Below are 15070 nucleotides of genomic sequence, written 5' to 3' on the forward strand. Positions count from 1 at the left end.
CAAGGAAGGCAATCGCGCCCGGTGGCGCGGCCGGGCTTCAAACCCGGTTGGGGACGGCAGCCGTTCCCGGGCAGGTTCGACTCCCGCTGCCTTCCGCCATCTTCTTTTCTTGCCCGGGCGAGTTGCGGGCAGCGGCTACGCCCGCTCCCCACACAGGTCCAGGGCAAACCAGCGTTCTGCTGATTCCACATCCAACCCTGCACCCAGCAGCGCAACCATCTTGCCCAGCGCTGCCTCGCGGGTCATGCCGCCGCCACTGACCAGGCCCGCGCTACGCAGTCGGTTGCCTGCCGCATAGGTATCGAATACCACCGAGCCTTCAGGGCATTGGCTGATTGCCGCCAGCAGCACACCGCGCTGGCGCGCTGCGCGCAGTACCTCGAGCAACGCCAGGTCATCCGACGGCCCTGTACCACTGCCATAGCACTCCAGCAGCAAGGCCTGCACGCCGCTGCCCAACAAGGCCTGCAGATGGCTGGCCTGCAGCCCCGGGAACACGGGCACTACCGCCAGGTTGACCGGCTGGCGCGGCTGGCGGTAATCCAGCTCGGCCGGGATGGCTGCCGCACGCTGGCTGTCGCGATGCCGCGGCAGGGCAACGAACGCATCGAACGCTTCACTGCGCAACTTGGTAGCCCGGCAACCGTGCACCAGCTGCCCATGGAAGTACAACTGCACGCCGTCTTCCAGCCCTTGTTCGAACAGGCGCAGCGCGCCACACAAGTTGGGCCAGGCGTCGCTGTCGGAGGCGCCGGCCGGCAGCATCGAACCGGTCAGCAGTACCGGCACGGGCAAGCCCAGCAGCAGGAACGACAAGGCAGCCGCGCTATAGGCCAGGCTATCGGTGCCGTGCAGCACCAGCACCCCATCATGGCCAGCGTCCACCGCCGTGACGATGGCGTCACGCATGGCCAGCCAGTTGTGCTGTTGCATGTTGGCGCTGTCCAGCAGCGGGTTCAGCTCTTGCAGGGTCCACTGCAGCTGGGGGGCATCGGACAGTTGCGCGAAGTGTTCACGCATCCGCCCGTCGAAACCGCCGGCCGGTGCCAGGCCCTCCGGGGTTTCGAGCATGCCGATGGTGCCACCGGTATAGAGAACGAGAAGATTCTTGACTGCACGCATGGAAAGCATCCGTGGCGGTGAGCGGAGAAAAAAGCCGCCCACGGACGGGGCGGCTTTGGCAGGGCAGGGTATCAGCGCTGTGGCTGGGCCTGGACGGCTGCTTTGTCAGCGGCTGTTTCCAGCTGAGGGTTTGCTGGCCAGGCGTTGCGGTCCAGGTCCAGGTCGGCGAACTTGGTCGAATCGAACACTGGCTGCTTGATACCGGCCTTGCGCTGGTCGTCGTAGTCGCGCATCACCCGCAGGCCAATCTTGAACAACAGGGCCAGGGCGATCAGGTTGACGAAGGCCAGGCAGGTCATGGTGATGTCGGCGAAGGCGAACACGGTCGACAGGTCTTGCATCGAACCCCACACCACCAGCGCCAGTACCAGGCAACGGAACACCATCAGTACCACGCGGTTGCGGCTGAGGAACTGCAGGCTGTTCTCGCCCAGGTAGTAGTTGTAGAGAATGCAGGTGAACACGAACAGCGACAGCGCAACGCTGACGAACACGCGGCCCCAGTCACCCACCACCGCGGCCAGCGAGTTCTGGGTCAGGACAATGCCGTCGCCCTCGAAGCCTGGGGTGTAGAAGCCCGACAGCAGGATCAGCAGTGCGGTGCAGGTGCAGATCACGAAGGTGTCGAGGAACACGCTGAAGGCCTGGACCACGCCCTGCGCGCCCGGGTGTTTCACTGCCGCCACGGCCGCAACGTTCGGTGCACTGCCCAAGCCTGCTTCGTTGGCGAACACGCCCCGCTTCACGCCCATGACGATGGCGCTGCCGAGCAGGCCGCCAAACGCAGGGTCAAGGCCGAAAGCGCTCTTGAAGATGGTTTCCAGCATGGCGGGTACGTGGTCGATCTGGGTGCCGATCACGTACAGGGTCACGCCGATGTAGGCCAGGGTCTTGACCGGCACCAGCAGGTCCGAGACCGCCGCGATGCGCTTGATGCCACCGATGAAGGTGATGGCCAGCAGCACGGCCAGCACCAGCCCGGTGTGGCTTGGCTTGAAGTCGAAGGCATTTTGTAGCGAATGGGTAACGGTGTACGACTGCAGGCCGATGAAGGCGAAGCCGTAGGTCACCAGCAGCAGGATCGAGAACACGATGGCCATGCTTTTCAGCTTCAGGCCATGCTGGATGTAGTAGGCCGGGCCGCCACGGTACAAGCCGTCGCCATCGGCGCGTTTGTACACCTGGGCCAGGGTACATTCGAAGAAACTGCTGGCCATGCCGACCAGGGCAGTGACCCACATCCAGAACACCGCGCCAGGGCCGCCCAGGGTCACGGCAATGCCGACCCCGGCGATGTTACCGGCGCCCACGCGGCCAGCCAGGCTCAGCATCAGGGCCTGGAAGGAGCTCAACTGGCCTGCCTGGCCACGCAGCGATTCCTTGAACACGGCGAACATGTGGCCGAAATGGCGGAACTGTACGAACCGCGAACGGATGGTGAAGTAACCGCCGAGACCGACGATCAGCACGATGAGGAGTTTCCCCGAGAGGAAATCGTTGAGTGCTTCGAGCATTGGAAAATGACCTCGATTCTTATTCTTCGTGTGGATTGATCAGCGGACGGCAGGCGCACCGCTATTCGTTGGGGCGCATGGTTGGCCATGACAAGAGTCGTTACAATTTCGCGGGTTGCTCTGACTTGATGCGACTTGATGCTACAATGGCGTCATTCGCGTCACCTGGATTCCGCACATGAGTGAGCATTTCGCTACCAACCTCAAACTGGCTTGCAGCCACTACCGCTCTATTTCCGAAGTTTGCCGCCAGCTCTCGATCAACCGAGCGCAGTTCAACAAGTACCTCAGCGGGCAGAGCCGTCCGACGGCTTTCAACCTGAAACGCATCGGTGATTTCTTTGGCGTCGAGGATTACGAGCTGAACCTGCCTGCCGAGCAGTTCGCCCGAATGATCGGTGCCCGCGTCTCGACCCTGGCCGAACAACCCAGCGACCCGATCAGTGAACTGTTCCGCCCACTGCATGAGCACGCCGGCAACCTGTCGCGTTATTGCGGTTATTACTTCGAGTATTCGAACTGCATGTCGGTGCCCGGCACGATCCTGGTGTCGCTGGTGCACCTGTGGGAAGAGCGGGGGCGTTTCCTGTTCGAGCGCCAGGAGCGGCAGGAGCGCTCCAGCGCCACGGACCTGCATGCCGAAGTCCGTTGTCGCTATCTGGGCGCGGCGTTTCAGTTGCAGGACCGGGTGTTCCTCATCGACTACGAGTCGCTGACTTTCAACGAAATGAGCCAGACCATCCTGATTCCCAGCTTCAAAAGCCGGATCACCCGCCTGAACGGCCTGAAGGCCGGGGTTTCCAGCGGCGACCGGCGCAACCCGGCCTGCACAAGAGTGGTGTGGGAGTACCTGGGTGAGGAGATCAATCGCATCAATGCCTACCGACAGGTCAAACTGTACCGCCCGGATGATCCGCGTATAGATGATGACGTCAGGGAACGGCTGAGCGTGGGGCCGTTGCGCAACAGTTTGTTTGAGATTGAATAGACAGGATGGCTGTACTCGGCGTGCCACTGCCGCTCTATTGGTTTGACCGATGACTGAAATTGAATTCAGGCCCGCTGAGCACTCATAGGCGGTGCAACCATTGCGCCACCGGATGACCAGTACTGAGCATCAACTTGGTTGCCATCAGGCAGCACACGGCGATCAGCAGCGGTTTCACCAGCCGCGGCCCGAAGTGGAGCGCACACCGCGCGCCCAGCTGCGCACCAATGATGGCGGACACAGCCATTATCAATGCCAAAGGCCAGACGATCGCCCCACTGCATGCAAACACGGTCAGGGCTCCCAGGTTGCAGCAAGCATTCAGGAGTTTGCTTCTGCAAATTGCTTGCATGAGCGGCTGTCCCAGCAGCAGGGTGCATGCGACCATGAAAAATGAACCGGTACCTGGCCCGAAAATACCGTCATAGAAGCCAATGGCTGGCACTACCGCCAGTGTGAATGCAACGCTCGACAGCCGTTGCTTGCGCTCCTGACTACTCAGCGTGGGAGTGAACGCAAAGTAGGCCGCGACCGCGATCAGCATGATGGGAACGACAGATTCCAGGACATACCTGTCGAGCATGCTGATTGACATGGCGCCAGTGACGCCTCCAATAAAGGATAGGCAGGCCATAGGCCAGTCTGCTCGCCAATCGATCATTCGTTTTCGAGCAAACGCCCAGACGGCTGACGCACTGGCTGAGGAAGCTTGAAATTTGTTAGTGGCCATTGCTGCCAATGGGTCGATGCCTGCGATGAATAGAGCGGGAAGAGTGAGGAGTCCGCCGCCGCCTGCTATTGCATCGAAGAAACCGGCAAACAGCGCGACGGCTGCTAGCGCTATATAGATCGAATCCATTTTCAATTGTGCTCCATTTTCACTAGCCACGTACTATCAACGGGTCTTGCTGCAGGATTAATGGCTGCGCATCTGGCGAATACCCAAACAGCCTGATCAGTAGTCGCCTGTTATCTTTGATTGTGTCGCGTGCATGCAGGGCCTGGCTGTTGTTGATTAACAGCGCAGAGGTGGGCTGCAGAACGAATTCGTAACAATCTGCCTGATTCAATAGATCTTTCAATGACCAGTAGGCTTGGCGCGCCAATTGGCTAGCTTTTTCGTGCACAGAGTACCGATAACTGTTGTAGCGCAAGGTGAAGTCACCTCGAGGGTCGAACTGGATGATGGAATGTTCTAGCATGTCCTCGCTGTCGTCCTTGACGAAACATTCACTGCGACTGAAACAGAATGATTTCGATGAAAGCGCCAGTGCTTCAAGGCCGTTCAGTTTTGCAATTACATTGCGTACCGGTATCAATTTTGTCGGCTCTTGGGATGGGTTCCATCGGGCCGTCAGAATCAAGGCGCTGGGTGCTGGAGAGTGCCCGTTTTCGGCATTGAGCGAACAGTTGTAAGGGGGCTCCGTGTGCGGCCCAAGCTCAAGCCCAGAATGAGAACTAAGCTCCGCTGTGACACTTCCGGTCTCACTGGGCAAGCCCACTGCACCGCCACCCTTGAAGTTCCCTACGATTCTTATCTGCTTGCTTTCATTGTTTATGTCGAAAGCGAATGATCTATAGTTGACAAGGCTCAAAAGAATCTGACTTCGGGAGCTCAAATAAAGAGTTGTTGGTTCATTGCAGATTATATCTATTCGCGGAAGAAATTTTGGCGCAGGGTCTTGCTCGGGCTCTCGCATTCCTGTGAATTCAATGGCGGCTACTTTTCCGTTGCTGAAAAGTTCGAGCAGATCTCGTTGCGGGCGACCCATTAATCGCATCAGTGCCTGTGCATGGAAGATGGAAGTTTTTGCGCTGCCTGCTACATCTGGACCACCCATCGCACCGACTTGGCGGGCTGCGCAGTCCAGAAAATTGGCTTGCTGGTCATTGAGCTCGAACTGGATGACCTCAGTCGATCGTTGAGGCACGTTCCCTATCATTGTTTTTTTCCTTGTATGTAGGGGGAGGTGGAACTTTTTGTGAGTTCGCCGTTAATTTAGCCAGAGAATCTTACGCAGTGATGCAGGACCTGCTCCCTTGGTCATGTGAGGAATGTCCTCGGCGGTGGTAGGAATAGCCCTACGTATCCACCTCCGCCCCAGGGTTGGACTTCCCCGCCCGGAAACCGCAAAATGACCCACTTTCCTTAATCAACCTCTCCGGATCTGCTGACTCTATGCGTATGCGCCTAATGCTGTTGGGTGGTGGCAATGCCCTCGGGCAAGCGCTGATTCGTCTTGGGGCCGAGGAGGACATCGCATTCCTGGCGCCGCGCCCGCCCGAGAGCGGCTGGACGCCGGCGAGCCTGACCCAGTTGCTTGACGACCATCGCCCCGATGCCCTGGTGAACCTGGCCTATTACTTCGACTGGTTCCAGGCCGAGTCGGTCAGCGAGCCGCGCCTGGCGCAGCAGGAGCGGGCAGTCGAGCGGCTGGCAGAGCTGTGCCAGCACCACCAGATCACCCTGGTGCAGCCTTCCAGCTACCGGGTATTCGATGGCTCGCGGGCCACTGCCTACAGCGAGAAGGACGAGCCCGTACCCCTGGGGCTGCGGGGCCAGGCCTTGTGGCGGATCGAGCAGAGCGTGCGTGCGGCGTGCCCGCAACATGTACTGCTGCGCTTTGGCTGGTTGCTGGACGAAAGCATCGATGGCTCGCTCGGTCGTTTCCTCACCCGTGCCGAGCAACCGGCCGAGTTGCTGCTGGCCGATGACCGGCGCGGCAACCCCACACCTGTGGACGATGCGGCCCGGGTGATCCTGTCTGTGCTCAAGCAACTCGATTGCAACGCGCCGCTATGGGGCACCTACCATTACGCCGGCAACGAGGCGACCACGCCGCTGGTGTTGGGCCAGGCGATCCTGGCCGAGGCCGGCCAATATCGCCAGCTGGCAGTGCAGGCACCCACGGCGCAAGCGCATGCCGCGCGGCCGGATGCCAGCGAAGAGCCGCAGCATGCCGTATTGGCCTGCAAGAAAATCCTTCACACCTTTGGCATCAAGCCGCGTGCCTGGCGCGCCGGCTTGCCGCCCCTACTGGACCGTTTCTACCGTCATGGCTGATGCCCCCATCCTGATCACCGGCGGTGCCGGCTTCATTGGTTCCCACCTGTGCGATGCGTTGTTGGACAAAGGCTACGCCGTACGCATTCTCGATGACTTGTCCACTGGCCGGCGGGACAACCTGCAGGTCGACCACCCACGGCTGGAACTGATCGAAGGCGATGTCGCCGATGCTGCTCTGGTCATGCGGGCTGCGGCAGGTTGCAGTGCCGTGGTGCACCTGGCCGCAGTGGCTTCGGTGCAGGCCTCGGTCGAAGATCCGGTGCGTACCCACCAGAGCAATTTCATCGGCACCCTCAATGTTTGTGAAGCCATGCGCGTGCACGGTCTGCGCCGGGTGGTGTTCGCCTCCAGTGCCGCCGTGTATGGCAACAATGGCGAGGGCGAGTCGATCGCCGAGGATACGCCCAAGGCACCGCTGACGCCCTATGCCGTGGACAAGCTGGCCAGTGAGCAATACCTGGACTTCTACCGCCGTCAGCACGGGCTGGAGCCGGTGGTGTTCCGCTTCTTCAATATCTTCGGGCCTCGCCAGGACCCGTCCTCGCCCTATTCCGGGGTTATCAGCATCTTCTGCGAGCGTGCTGTGCAGGGCCTGCCGATCACCGTGTACGGGGATGGCGAGCAGACCCGCGATTTCCTGTATGTAGGCGACCTGGTGCAAGTGATGGTGCAGGCGCTGGAGCAGCCGCAGGTCGAGGAGGGGGCGGTGAACATCGGCCTCAACCAGGCAACGTCGATCAACCAGATGCTCGCGGCGCTGCAGAAAGTCGTGGGCAGCTTGCCAGCGGTGACCTACGCGGCGGCGCGTGCCGGTGATATTCGCCATTCGCGGGCCGATAACCAGCGCTTGCTGGCGCGGTTTGCATTCCCGCAGGCTACGCCAATGGTCGAGGGGCTGGCCCGGCTACTGGGTAAAAGCTGAAGTCACGGGCCAAGCGATGCCCTGCCTGCACGGCCTGTAGGAGCAACTGTCTTTCTCAAAATTTGAAAAGCCTGCGCGATCCATTGTGGGAGCGGGCGTGCCCGCGAAGCAGGCGACGCGGTGTCTGGCACCGGCTGCGCCGGTGTTCGCGGGCACGCCCGCTCCCACAGGAACCGTGAGATCTTCGAGTCCTGCATTTTGGCTGTTGATCTACACCCTCTTCGGCTGAGGCAACACCAGATCCCTCTCTCAAGACACAAGCGGCCTTGTGTCGCGACAGGGCTGCGCAGCAGCCCCGGGATCAGCCATGGCGCACCACCTTGCGCACGCAGTCCTCGGGGTTCAACATCCGCCCATCCAGGCTTCTCACCTGTAACGGTTCAAGCCCCTGCCCGCTGCCGGCGTCCACCAGCGCTGAACGCGTTTCACCCGCCTCGAACAAATACCGTTCCCCCCATTGCCGCAAACCCACCACCAGCGGAAATACCGCGCGCCCTTTCCCAGTCAGCACATATTCCTTGTAGGCACTGCCATCTGAGGCTGGCTGCAGCTCCAGCAAACCGCTTTCCACCAGCCATTTGAGCCGTGAGGCGAGGATGTTCTTCGCCAGCCCCAGATTCTTCTGAAACTCACTGAAGCGACGCAGGCCATCAAAGGCATCGCGAAGGATCATCAGCGCCCAGCGGTCACCCAGCACTTCCAAGGCCCGGGCGACGGGGCATTGCGCGTTGTTTGCATCGAGCATGGAGGCACCTTGTCCTGAATGACTGGTTGCAGATTAAAACCACGTTTGTTAAATAGCCAGCAGGTAGTTTCAAAAGGAAACCAGATTAACGAGGTCGGGCCATGCAACCTTCACTGACACGCTGGATAACGCTACTGCTTGCCACTGCCAGCGGCATGGCGGTGGCAACGGTGTACTTTGCGCAACCGTTGCTGGACTCGATGGCTGCCGACTTGGGGGTCGCGCGGCAGCAGATTGGTTGGGTGGTTGGTGCGACCCAGGCGGGCTACGCCTTGGGCTTGCTGTTGGTCGTGCCGCTGGGTGACCGGGTGAACCGCAAGCGCCTGCTGCTGGGCCAACTGCTGTTCTCGGCACTGGCGCTGACGGCTGTCGGTATGGCGCCGAACTGGGCGGTGTTGCTGCTGGTGTTGACCATCACCGGGCTGATGGCCGTGATGGTGCAATTGATGGTGGCGCACGCTGCCAGCCTGGCCGCCCCCGGTCAGCAAGGGCAAGCGGTAGGTACCGTCACCAGTGGCGTGGTACTGGGTATTTTGCTGGCGCGGCTGGTCTCCGGCGGGCTGGCTGACCTGGCAGGTTGGCGCTGCGTGTACTGGGTGGCTGCAAGCCTGTTGGTGGTGCTGGCCGCAGTAATGTGGCGCAGCTTGCCCGCCGTGCCTGCAACCCGGCATCGCACCAGCTTCCGCGCACTGATCGCCGGCCAGTTCAGCCTTTACCGGCACGACCGGCTGCTACGTCAGCGTGGCGTGTTTGGCGGGTTGATCTTCGCTGCATTCAGCGTGCTGTGGAGTGCCATGGTAATGCCCCTCAGCGCTGCGCCATTGGCGTTCAGCCATACCGAGGTCGGTCTGTTCGGCCTGGCAGGTGTAGCGGGCACGTTGGCCGCTTCGCGTGCCGGGCGCTTGGCCGACCAAGGGCAGGGTGAGCGGACCACGGGGCTGGCGCTGTTGCTGCTGACGCTTTCATGGCTGCCCACGGCCATGCTCGGGCAATCCGTGATGGCCTTTGTCCTTGGCGTGCTGATGCTGGATTTTGCCGTGCAGGCGGTGCATGTCACCAACCAGACGGTGTTGCTGGCCGGGCGTGGCGAAATGGCCAGCCGCCTGATTGCGGCCTACATGTGCTGCTATTCGCTGGGGAGCGGGGTGGGGGCGGTGCTGGCGAACTGGTGTTATGCGCACTGGGGTTGGGTAGCGGTGTGCGGCCTGGGCCTGGCCATCAGCGCGGCGGCCCTGGCTTATTGGCTGTGGCTGCAACGCGCAAGGGCGGCCGGAGCCGCCCTGCAGTGTTCCGGTCAGAACTTGTAGCCTAGGCCGACCATGTACACCCATGGGTCGACATCCACGTCGACCTTGGTCTTGCTGTAGCCCAGCGCGGTGGGGCCGTTGACGCTGGCCTTGGTGTCGATGTCCACATACCAGACCGCGGCGTTGACCAGCAGGTTGTCCGTGAGCATGTAGTCCATGCCCAACTGGCCGGCGATACCTACCGAGTCTTGCAGCTTCAGGTTACTGAAGCCCTGCTGCTTGCGGGCGCTGCTGAGGTCTTCATCGAAGAACAGGGTGTAGTTGATACCTACGCCGGCATACGGCTGGAACTTGGAGTTCGGTTCCATCGGGTAGTACTGCAGCGACAGTGTCGGCGGCAGTTGCTTGATGTCGGCCAGCTTGCCGTCCAGCCCGCCACCCAGGCCTTTTACGCCTACGGTGTGCTTGAACGGCGTAGCCGCCAGCAGCTCCAGGCCAACGTGGTCGGTGAGCATGTAGGCGAAGGCCAGGCCCAGCTGGGTGTCGCTGTCCAGTGTCGCCTTGGTGCCCGAAACCTTGTTGCCGTCGAATTTCAGGTCGCTGCTGCTCTCATTCGGCGCAGTGGTGATTGCACCGGCGCGAACGATGACATCACCCGCCTGGTGGGCGTGGGCAACAGGGGCGGCGAAGGCCAGTGCCGCGAATGCGGCCCCGAGCAAGGACTTGTTCATGGAAGCTCCCAGAGGACGTTAATAATCGAGTAGTCCAATGGTACGGATGGGTCTAAACAGAATGTTTGACCCAGCTCAACGAAGCGTCTTCATGAACCGGTAATAGCGCTCACTTCAGCTCATAAGCGTAGATTTTTTCGGCTTCCATCTGGTAGCCGGCATCGGCCAGTTCGCTGCTGGAGGCTTTGACCTGCATCTTTCCCTCGATCCAGTAGGGTTGATAAAGGTCTTCGACGCGCACGCCCATTTCGCTGAAAATGTGCACGATCTGGTTCGAGGGCGGTGGCGGCACATGGATGCACGCGCCGTAGTAAGGCACCAGCAGAAACTCGGTGGTGCGCCCCTCCTCGCTGACTTCCAGCGGCACGATATACCCGGGCAGTTTGACCTGCTGGCCATCGAGGCTTTTCACCACCGGCGCGTTCGGCGCCTGCTGCCGGGCTGCTGGCGCAGACTCGGCGGCCAGGGCGTTGCTCAATTGCGACATGTCGTGCAAGGGGGTGAGTTGCGGTGGAATAACCGGGGCGCCTTCCGGGATCAGCGCTGGCCAGTCGAGCTCCTTGGGTTCGGCGGCCCACAGCGGCATCGCTGCCGCAAGCAGCAGGATCAGCAGCGTTCGCAGTGTCGGCTTCTTCGCGGGTGAACCGGCACCTACACGGGGAACGCGACCCGATGTAGGAGCGGGTTTACCCGCGAAGCAGGCGGTGAGGTGTTTGATCATTACGCGCACTCATAGGTGTATGGACAGGCCATCGGCCAACGACTGCCGATAGGCGCGCCACGCTGGCACGCTGCCCATCAGCAGTGCAGCCCCCAGGATGATAGCCAGCAAGCTCCATTCATGAGCGCTCGGCAGCGCCAGCGGCAGGTACAAACCATAGTTGGCCTGTACATACCCCTGTGCCAGGGCGATACCCGCATACAGCAAGCCCAGCCCGGCGACGATGCCGACTGCCGCCAGTGACAGCGCCTCCAGCACCAGCAGCCCGGCGATATGCCACGGCCTGGCCCCTACGGAACGCAAGATCGCCATCTCCCGGCGGCGTTCGTTGAGGCTGGTGAGAATGGCCGTGAGCATGCCGATCAGGCCCGTGAGCACAACGAACAGCGAAACCACGAACAAGGCTTGTTCGGCCGTGCCCATCAGGCTCCACAGCTCCTGCAAGGCAACGCCAGGCAGGATCGCCAGCAGCGGTTCGTTGCGGTACTCGTTGATTTCCCGCTGCAGGCTGAACGTGGCGATCTTGTTGTTCAGGCCCAGCATGAACGCCGTGATGGCGGCAGGTTGCAGGTCCATGCTGCGTGCTTGCTCGGCGCTGATGCGCCCGGCGCCACGTGCCGGCACGCCATTGTGCCAGTCGATATGGATCGCCTCCATGCCGCCCAGGCTGATGTGCAGGGTGCGGTCGACCGGTGTGCCGGTACGCTTGAGCACGCCCACCACGGTGAACGGTTTGTCGTCATGCTTGACCAGGCTGATTGCGGCCACACCGTGCGCCAGCACCAGCTTGTCCCCCAGTTTGTAATGCAGTGCCTCGGCCACTTCGGCACCCAGTACCACCTCGAACGGGTCACTGGCGAATTCGCGGCCCTGGCTCAGCTGCAGGTGCTGTTTGCGGCCGTACTGGTAATGCTCGAAGTAGTCGGCAGTGGTGCCCATTACCCGGTAGCCGCGGTGCGAGTCGCCCAGCGAGATCGGAATCGCCCACTTTACCCGTGGGTCATGGGCGTAGTGCTGAAAGCTGTCCCAGCGGATGTTGTTGGTGGCGTTGCCGATCCGGAATACCGAATACAGCAGCAGGTTCACCGAGCCCGAGCGCGCGCCCACGATCAGGTCGGTACCGCTGATGGTACTGGCGAAGCTGGCACGGGCTTCGGTCCGCACCCGCTCCACGGCCAATAGCAGGCAGACCGACAGGGCGATGGCAAAGGCCGTGAGAAAAGCGGTGAAACGGCGGTTGGCCAGGCTGGCCAGGGCAAGGCGGAGCAGGTACATCAGGCCTCCACGGGCTTGGCGGCACGGTTGAGTTCGGCCAGCGACAGGTGGCGATCGAACAGCGGCGCCAGGCTCTGGTCGTGGCTGACGAACAGCAGGCTGGCACCAGCGGCCCGGCACTCATCGAACAGCAGGCGGATGAACACCTCACGGGTGTCGGCGTCCAGCGCCGAGGTCGGCTCGTCGGCGATCACCAGCTCGGGCTGACCGATCAGCGCGCGGGCTGCGGCAACCCGCTGTTGCTGGCCTATCGACAGGCTGTCCGCACGGCGCGCCAGCAGTGCCGGGTCGCCCAGCCCCAGGTGGGCGAGCAGTTCGCCTGCCGCCTGGTGGACACTGCCATGGCGCTGGATGGCCCTTTCCGCCCGGCTGCGGGAGAAGCGGCATGGCAGTTCGACGTTCTCCCTTACCGACAGGAAGGGCAGCAAGTTGAACTGCTGGAAGATATAGCCGGTGTGGTCGACGCGGAACCGGTCGCGTGCACCTTGGCCCAGCGCGGCCAGGTCCTGGCCAAGCAGCCGGATTCGCCCTTGGTCCGCTCGGTTCACCCCGCCCAGCAGGCCCAGCAGGGTGGTCTTGCCACTGCCGCTGGGGCCTTTGAGAAACAGGGCCTCACCGGCTTGCAGGCGAAACGCCGGGATGTCCAGCAGCGGCGCCTGGCCGGGCCAGGCGAACACCAGGTCCTGCACGTCAATCAGTGCCTGATTCATCTCAGAACGCGACCATGGCCTTGGCGGGCGAGGTTTCGACGCCTTTCTGGCCGTTGGGGCCGATTAGCTGCACGTTGATTTTTTGCGTGGCCGGGAAGGCTTTGTACAGGGGGGTCAGGTCCAGCTGGGTGAGTTTCTCCGGGGTGGCGCATGTCAGCTGGTAGTGGGCATTGATATCGCTGTGCATGTGGCCCTTCTCATGCTCGTCACCGTCGTCTTCCGCTTTGGCGGCGTCACCGAACAACGGGCTTTCCAGCGCTTGCTGGTCTTCCTTGCAGCCGGCTGCCGAGGCCAGGCCGAACAGCTTCAACGGTTGTTCCAGCTGCTGGCGCACCGCGGCAACCTTGGCCTTGTCGGCGTCGCTGCTGGCAGCGTGCTCGAAACCAACCAGGTTCATGGCGGGGCTGTCCAGCTCCAGTTCCAGGGTATTGCCGTCGAGCACGACATTGAGCTTGGCCACGCCGTGTTCATGCGCGCCCAGGGTGCCATGGGCGTGGTCGTGATCATGGTCATGGTCTTCGTGGGCATGGGCCACGGCCAGTGGCAGCAAAGCGAAGGGCAGGGCGAGCAACAGGCGACGCATGGGAGGCTCCGGGGCGGGCTGGATGATTGGGTTATGTTATAACAACTTTTCTGCGTCCTGCCAGCCCGCATGGCGCAGGTTTCATCTTGCGGTAGCATGGGCCATTGACCTTGCTCAAGGAATGCATCGTGAGAATTCGTGGACAGATTGGGGAATGGCCGGTGGACCTGACCATCGAGCTTGAGCCTGAAGAGTGGACGCAGTTGGGGCGGCAGACCGAGGTACCTGCGGCGGCGCATGCCGTTGCGGCGGCCCCGGTGGCTGCGCCACGGCAGGATGACGGGCAATGGACGGCGGCGCGCGAGGTGTTGCGCCTGGCGGGGCAAATGAGCGGGCCGCAATTGCTCGACCGGCTGGAAGGGCTGGCCGGCAGTACAGCGGCGGGCAAGCGGCTACTGGTGCGTTTGCGCCACAGCAGTGAGGTGAAGGTGGAAAACGGTGGGGATGCACCGGTTTATCACTGGGTTGGATAAACCGGTGTTGAGGTCCACCTTGTGGGAGCGGGCGTGCCCGCGAACGAGGGCGAAGCCCTCGCCATCAGCTTCAGGTCAGAACATCGCCGCCGACAGCTTGCGACGATAAACCCCAACCAGCGGGTGATCGCCACCCAGCAGTTCAAAGACCTGCAGCATCGCCTTCTGCGGCAGCCCATTGTCATAGCTGCGGTTACGCTGGAACAGCTTCAGCAACCCTTCCAGCGCCGCCTCATACTGCTGGCGCGCCAACTGCTGGACGCTCAGCTGGTAGGCGGCTTCATCATCCTCAGGGTTCTGGGCCAGGCGGCTTTTCAGCTCCGCCACTTCCGGCAGGCTGGCCGCTTGGCGCAGGAAGGTCAGCTGGGCCTTGGCGCCGGCCAGTGCGGCCTTGTGCTCATCGCTCTTGACCGCGTCCAGTACCACCTGCGCTTCCCCCAGCTCGCCACGTTCGGCCAGGCAGCGGGCGTACAGGATCAGCGCTTCGGCATTGCTGTTGTCTTCACCCAGCAGGGCCTGCAACAACGCTTCTGCTTCGGCGAAACGGCTTTCGGCGAACAGCGCCTTGGCCTGTTCCAGCGGCGATGCCTGCGGTGCGGCAGGCATTTGCACGTGCGGCTCGAGCATGGCGCGGATCGCCGATTCCGGCTGGGCACCGGCAAAGCCGTCCACCGGCTGGCCGTCCTTGAACAGCACAACGGTCGGCAGGCTGCGAATGCCGAACTGGGCGACCACCTGTTGTTCCACGTCGCAGTTGATCTTGGCCAGCAGCAGTTCGCCCTGGTAGCCCTCGGCGATCTTCGCCAGCAAGGGCATCAGTGCCTTGCATGGCGCACACCACTCGGCCCAGAAATCTACCAGCACCGGTTTGTGGAAGGAGTTCTCGATCACCAGCTGCTGGAAGGTGGCATCGGTAGCGTCGAAAATGTAAGGCGTGTCTTGGCTCATTGCGCTTCTCGCAAACTCGTGAAT

16 protein-coding genes and 1 tRNA gene are annotated in these 15070 nt (G+C 62.0%); 6 read left to right on the top strand and 11 right to left on the bottom strand.

From position 1 onward, the window contains the following. Positions 1-3: 3 nt before the first annotated feature. A tRNA-Sec gene (locus tag FPB55_RS02515) sits at positions 4-99 on the top strand. Between the two features lie 36 nt (positions 100-135). On the opposite strand, the gene FPB55_RS02520 is transcribed toward FPB55_RS02515, so the two are convergent. Further along, positions 136-1131: an asparaginase gene (locus FPB55_RS02520; RefSeq protein ID WP_175442632.1), complete on the bottom strand. Its 996-nt coding sequence runs from the start codon at positions 1129-1131 to the stop codon at positions 136-138. A gap of 62 nt (positions 1132-1193) precedes the next feature. Next, a complete protein-coding gene (locus FPB55_RS02525) occupies positions 1194-2636 on the bottom strand; it encodes a sodium:alanine symporter family protein (protein ID WP_047149796.1) in 1443 nt (480 codons plus the stop codon). A 178-nt stretch (positions 2637-2814) separates the two neighbouring features. On the opposite strand from FPB55_RS02525, the gene FPB55_RS02530 reads away from it, so the two are divergent. After that, positions 2815-3624: a helix-turn-helix transcriptional regulator gene (locus tag FPB55_RS02530; RefSeq protein ID WP_009685695.1), complete on the top strand. Its 810-nt coding sequence runs from the start codon at positions 2815-2817 to the stop codon at positions 3622-3624. 82 nt (positions 3625-3706) lie between these two features. Here FPB55_RS02530 and FPB55_RS02535 read toward each other — a convergent pair whose 3' ends face one another. Both FPB55_RS02535 and FPB55_RS02540 read right to left on the bottom strand, forming a co-directional pair. Next, positions 3707-4483: a TSUP family transporter gene (locus tag FPB55_RS02535; protein ID WP_009685696.1), complete on the bottom strand. Its 777-nt coding sequence runs from the start codon at positions 4481-4483 to the stop codon at positions 3707-3709. Positions 4484-4505: 22 nt separating this feature from the next. Next, positions 4506-5567, bottom strand: coding sequence for a TauD/TfdA family dioxygenase (locus FPB55_RS02540; protein ID WP_144187468.1), 1062 nt, complete (start codon positions 5565-5567; stop codon positions 4506-4508). Positions 5568-5803: 236 nt separating this feature from the next. Between FPB55_RS02540 and FPB55_RS02545 the strand changes: the two genes are divergently transcribed. Next, positions 5804-6688, top strand: a complete 885-nt coding sequence (locus FPB55_RS02545) for a sugar nucleotide-binding protein (protein WP_080709155.1) — start codon at positions 5804-5806, stop codon at positions 6686-6688. Then, a complete protein-coding gene (locus tag FPB55_RS02550) occupies positions 6681-7613 on the top strand; it encodes an NAD-dependent epimerase/dehydratase family protein (protein WP_054913705.1) in 933 nt (310 codons plus the stop codon). The genes FPB55_RS02545 and FPB55_RS02550 overlap by 8 nt, the downstream gene beginning before the upstream one ends. Positions 7614-7914: 301 nt before the next feature. Here FPB55_RS02550 and FPB55_RS02560 read toward each other — a convergent pair whose 3' ends face one another. Continuing rightward, positions 7915-8358, bottom strand: coding sequence for a helix-turn-helix domain-containing protein (locus FPB55_RS02560; protein ID WP_125855112.1), 444 nt, complete (start codon positions 8356-8358; stop codon positions 7915-7917). A 101-nt stretch (positions 8359-8459) separates the two neighbouring features. Here FPB55_RS02560 and FPB55_RS02565 point away from each other — a divergent pair, with 101 nt between their 5' ends. Next, positions 8460-9665 (top strand): MFS transporter, encoded by a 1206-nt coding sequence (locus FPB55_RS02565; RefSeq protein ID WP_125855111.1) that lies wholly within the window; start codon positions 8460-8462, stop codon positions 9663-9665. Here the strand turns inward: FPB55_RS02565 and FPB55_RS02570 are convergent. The 5 genes from FPB55_RS02570 to FPB55_RS02590 all read right to left on the bottom strand — a co-directional run bounded on the left by FPB55_RS02570 (position 9653) and on the right by FPB55_RS02590 (position 13625). Further along, positions 9653-10336, bottom strand: a complete 684-nt coding sequence (locus FPB55_RS02570) for an OmpW family outer membrane protein (protein WP_009685701.1) — start codon at positions 10334-10336, stop codon at positions 9653-9655. The genes FPB55_RS02565 and FPB55_RS02570 overlap by 13 nt on opposite strands. A 109-nt stretch (positions 10337-10445) precedes the next feature. Then, the gene (locus tag FPB55_RS02575) at positions 10446-10958 is read right to left on the bottom strand and encodes a DUF3299 domain-containing protein (RefSeq protein WP_033690955.1); all 513 of its coding nucleotides are present in this window, start codon (positions 10956-10958) and stop codon (positions 10446-10448) included. A 108-nt stretch (positions 10959-11066) separates the two neighbouring features. After that, positions 11067-12332, bottom strand: a complete 1266-nt coding sequence (locus FPB55_RS02580) for an ABC transporter permease (protein ID WP_009685703.1) — start codon at positions 12330-12332, stop codon at positions 11067-11069. Next, the gene (locus FPB55_RS02585; protein WP_009685704.1) at positions 12332-13042 is read right to left on the bottom strand and encodes an ABC transporter ATP-binding protein; all 711 of its coding nucleotides are present in this window, start codon (positions 13040-13042) and stop codon (positions 12332-12334) included. Before FPB55_RS02585 ends, FPB55_RS02580 begins: the two co-directional genes overlap by 1 nt. Before the next feature lies 1 nt (position 13043). Continuing rightward, positions 13044-13625, bottom strand: coding sequence for a DUF2796 domain-containing protein (locus tag FPB55_RS02590; RefSeq protein WP_144187470.1), 582 nt, complete (start codon positions 13623-13625; stop codon positions 13044-13046). 128 nt (positions 13626-13753) lie between these two features. On the opposite strand from FPB55_RS02590, the gene FPB55_RS02595 reads away from it, so the two are divergent. After that, positions 13754-14098: a hypothetical protein gene (locus FPB55_RS02595; RefSeq protein WP_033690952.1), complete on the top strand. Its 345-nt coding sequence runs from the start codon at positions 13754-13756 to the stop codon at positions 14096-14098. Between the two features lie 75 nt (positions 14099-14173). On the opposite strand, the gene trxA is transcribed toward FPB55_RS02595, so the two are convergent. After that, positions 14174-15046: a thioredoxin gene (gene trxA / locus FPB55_RS02600; protein ID WP_009685707.1), complete on the bottom strand. Its 873-nt coding sequence runs from the start codon at positions 15044-15046 to the stop codon at positions 14174-14176. Between the last annotated feature and the right edge of the window lie 24 nt (positions 15047-15070).

The sequence above is a fragment of the Pseudomonas sp. BJP69 genome (genome assembly GCF_007633355.1).
In the GTDB taxonomy this organism is placed as follows: Bacteria; Pseudomonadota; Gammaproteobacteria; order Pseudomonadales; family Pseudomonadaceae; genus Aquipseudomonas; species Aquipseudomonas juntendi.

Bases quoted from the DNA above. Each gene is read 5' to 3' on its own strand.
- FPB55_RS02590 (WP_144187470.1), bottom strand. From the start codon at position 13,625: ATGCGTCGCCTGTTGCTCGCCCTGCCCTTCGCTTTGCTGCCACTGGCC.
- FPB55_RS02535 (WP_009685696.1), bottom strand. From the start codon at position 4,483: ATGGATTCGATCTATATAGCGCTAGCAGCCGTCGCGCTGTTTGCCGGT.
- trxA (WP_009685707.1), bottom strand. From the start codon at position 15,046: ATGAGCCAAGACACGCCTTACATTTTCGACGCTACCGATGCCACCTTC.
- FPB55_RS02540 (WP_144187468.1), bottom strand. From the start codon at position 5,567: ATGATAGGGAACGTGCCTCAACGATCGACTGAGGTCATCCAGTTCGAG.
- FPB55_RS02560 (WP_125855112.1), bottom strand. From the start codon at position 8,358: ATGCTCGATGCAAACAACGCGCAATGCCCCGTCGCCCGGGCCTTGGAA.
- FPB55_RS02580 (WP_009685703.1), bottom strand. From the start codon at position 12,332: ATGTACCTGCTCCGCCTTGCCCTGGCCAGCCTGGCCAACCGCCGTTTC.
- FPB55_RS02545 (WP_080709155.1), top strand. From the start codon at position 5,804: ATGCGTATGCGCCTAATGCTGTTGGGTGGTGGCAATGCCCTCGGGCAA.
- FPB55_RS02550 (WP_054913705.1), top strand. From the start codon at position 6,681: ATGGCTGATGCCCCCATCCTGATCACCGGCGGTGCCGGCTTCATTGGT.
- FPB55_RS02585 (WP_009685704.1), bottom strand. From the start codon at position 13,042: ATGAATCAGGCACTGATTGACGTGCAGGACCTGGTGTTCGCCTGGCCC.
- FPB55_RS02565 (WP_125855111.1), top strand. From the start codon at position 8,460: ATGCAACCTTCACTGACACGCTGGATAACGCTACTGCTTGCCACTGCC.
- FPB55_RS02570 (WP_009685701.1), bottom strand. From the start codon at position 10,336: ATGAACAAGTCCTTGCTCGGGGCCGCATTCGCGGCACTGGCCTTCGCC.
- FPB55_RS02525 (WP_047149796.1), bottom strand. From the start codon at position 2,636: ATGCTCGAAGCACTCAACGATTTCCTCTCGGGGAAACTCCTCATCGTG.
- FPB55_RS02530 (WP_009685695.1), top strand. From the start codon at position 2,815: ATGAGTGAGCATTTCGCTACCAACCTCAAACTGGCTTGCAGCCACTAC.
- FPB55_RS02520 (WP_175442632.1), bottom strand. From the start codon at position 1,131: ATGCTTTCCATGCGTGCAGTCAAGAATCTTCTCGTTCTCTATACCGGT.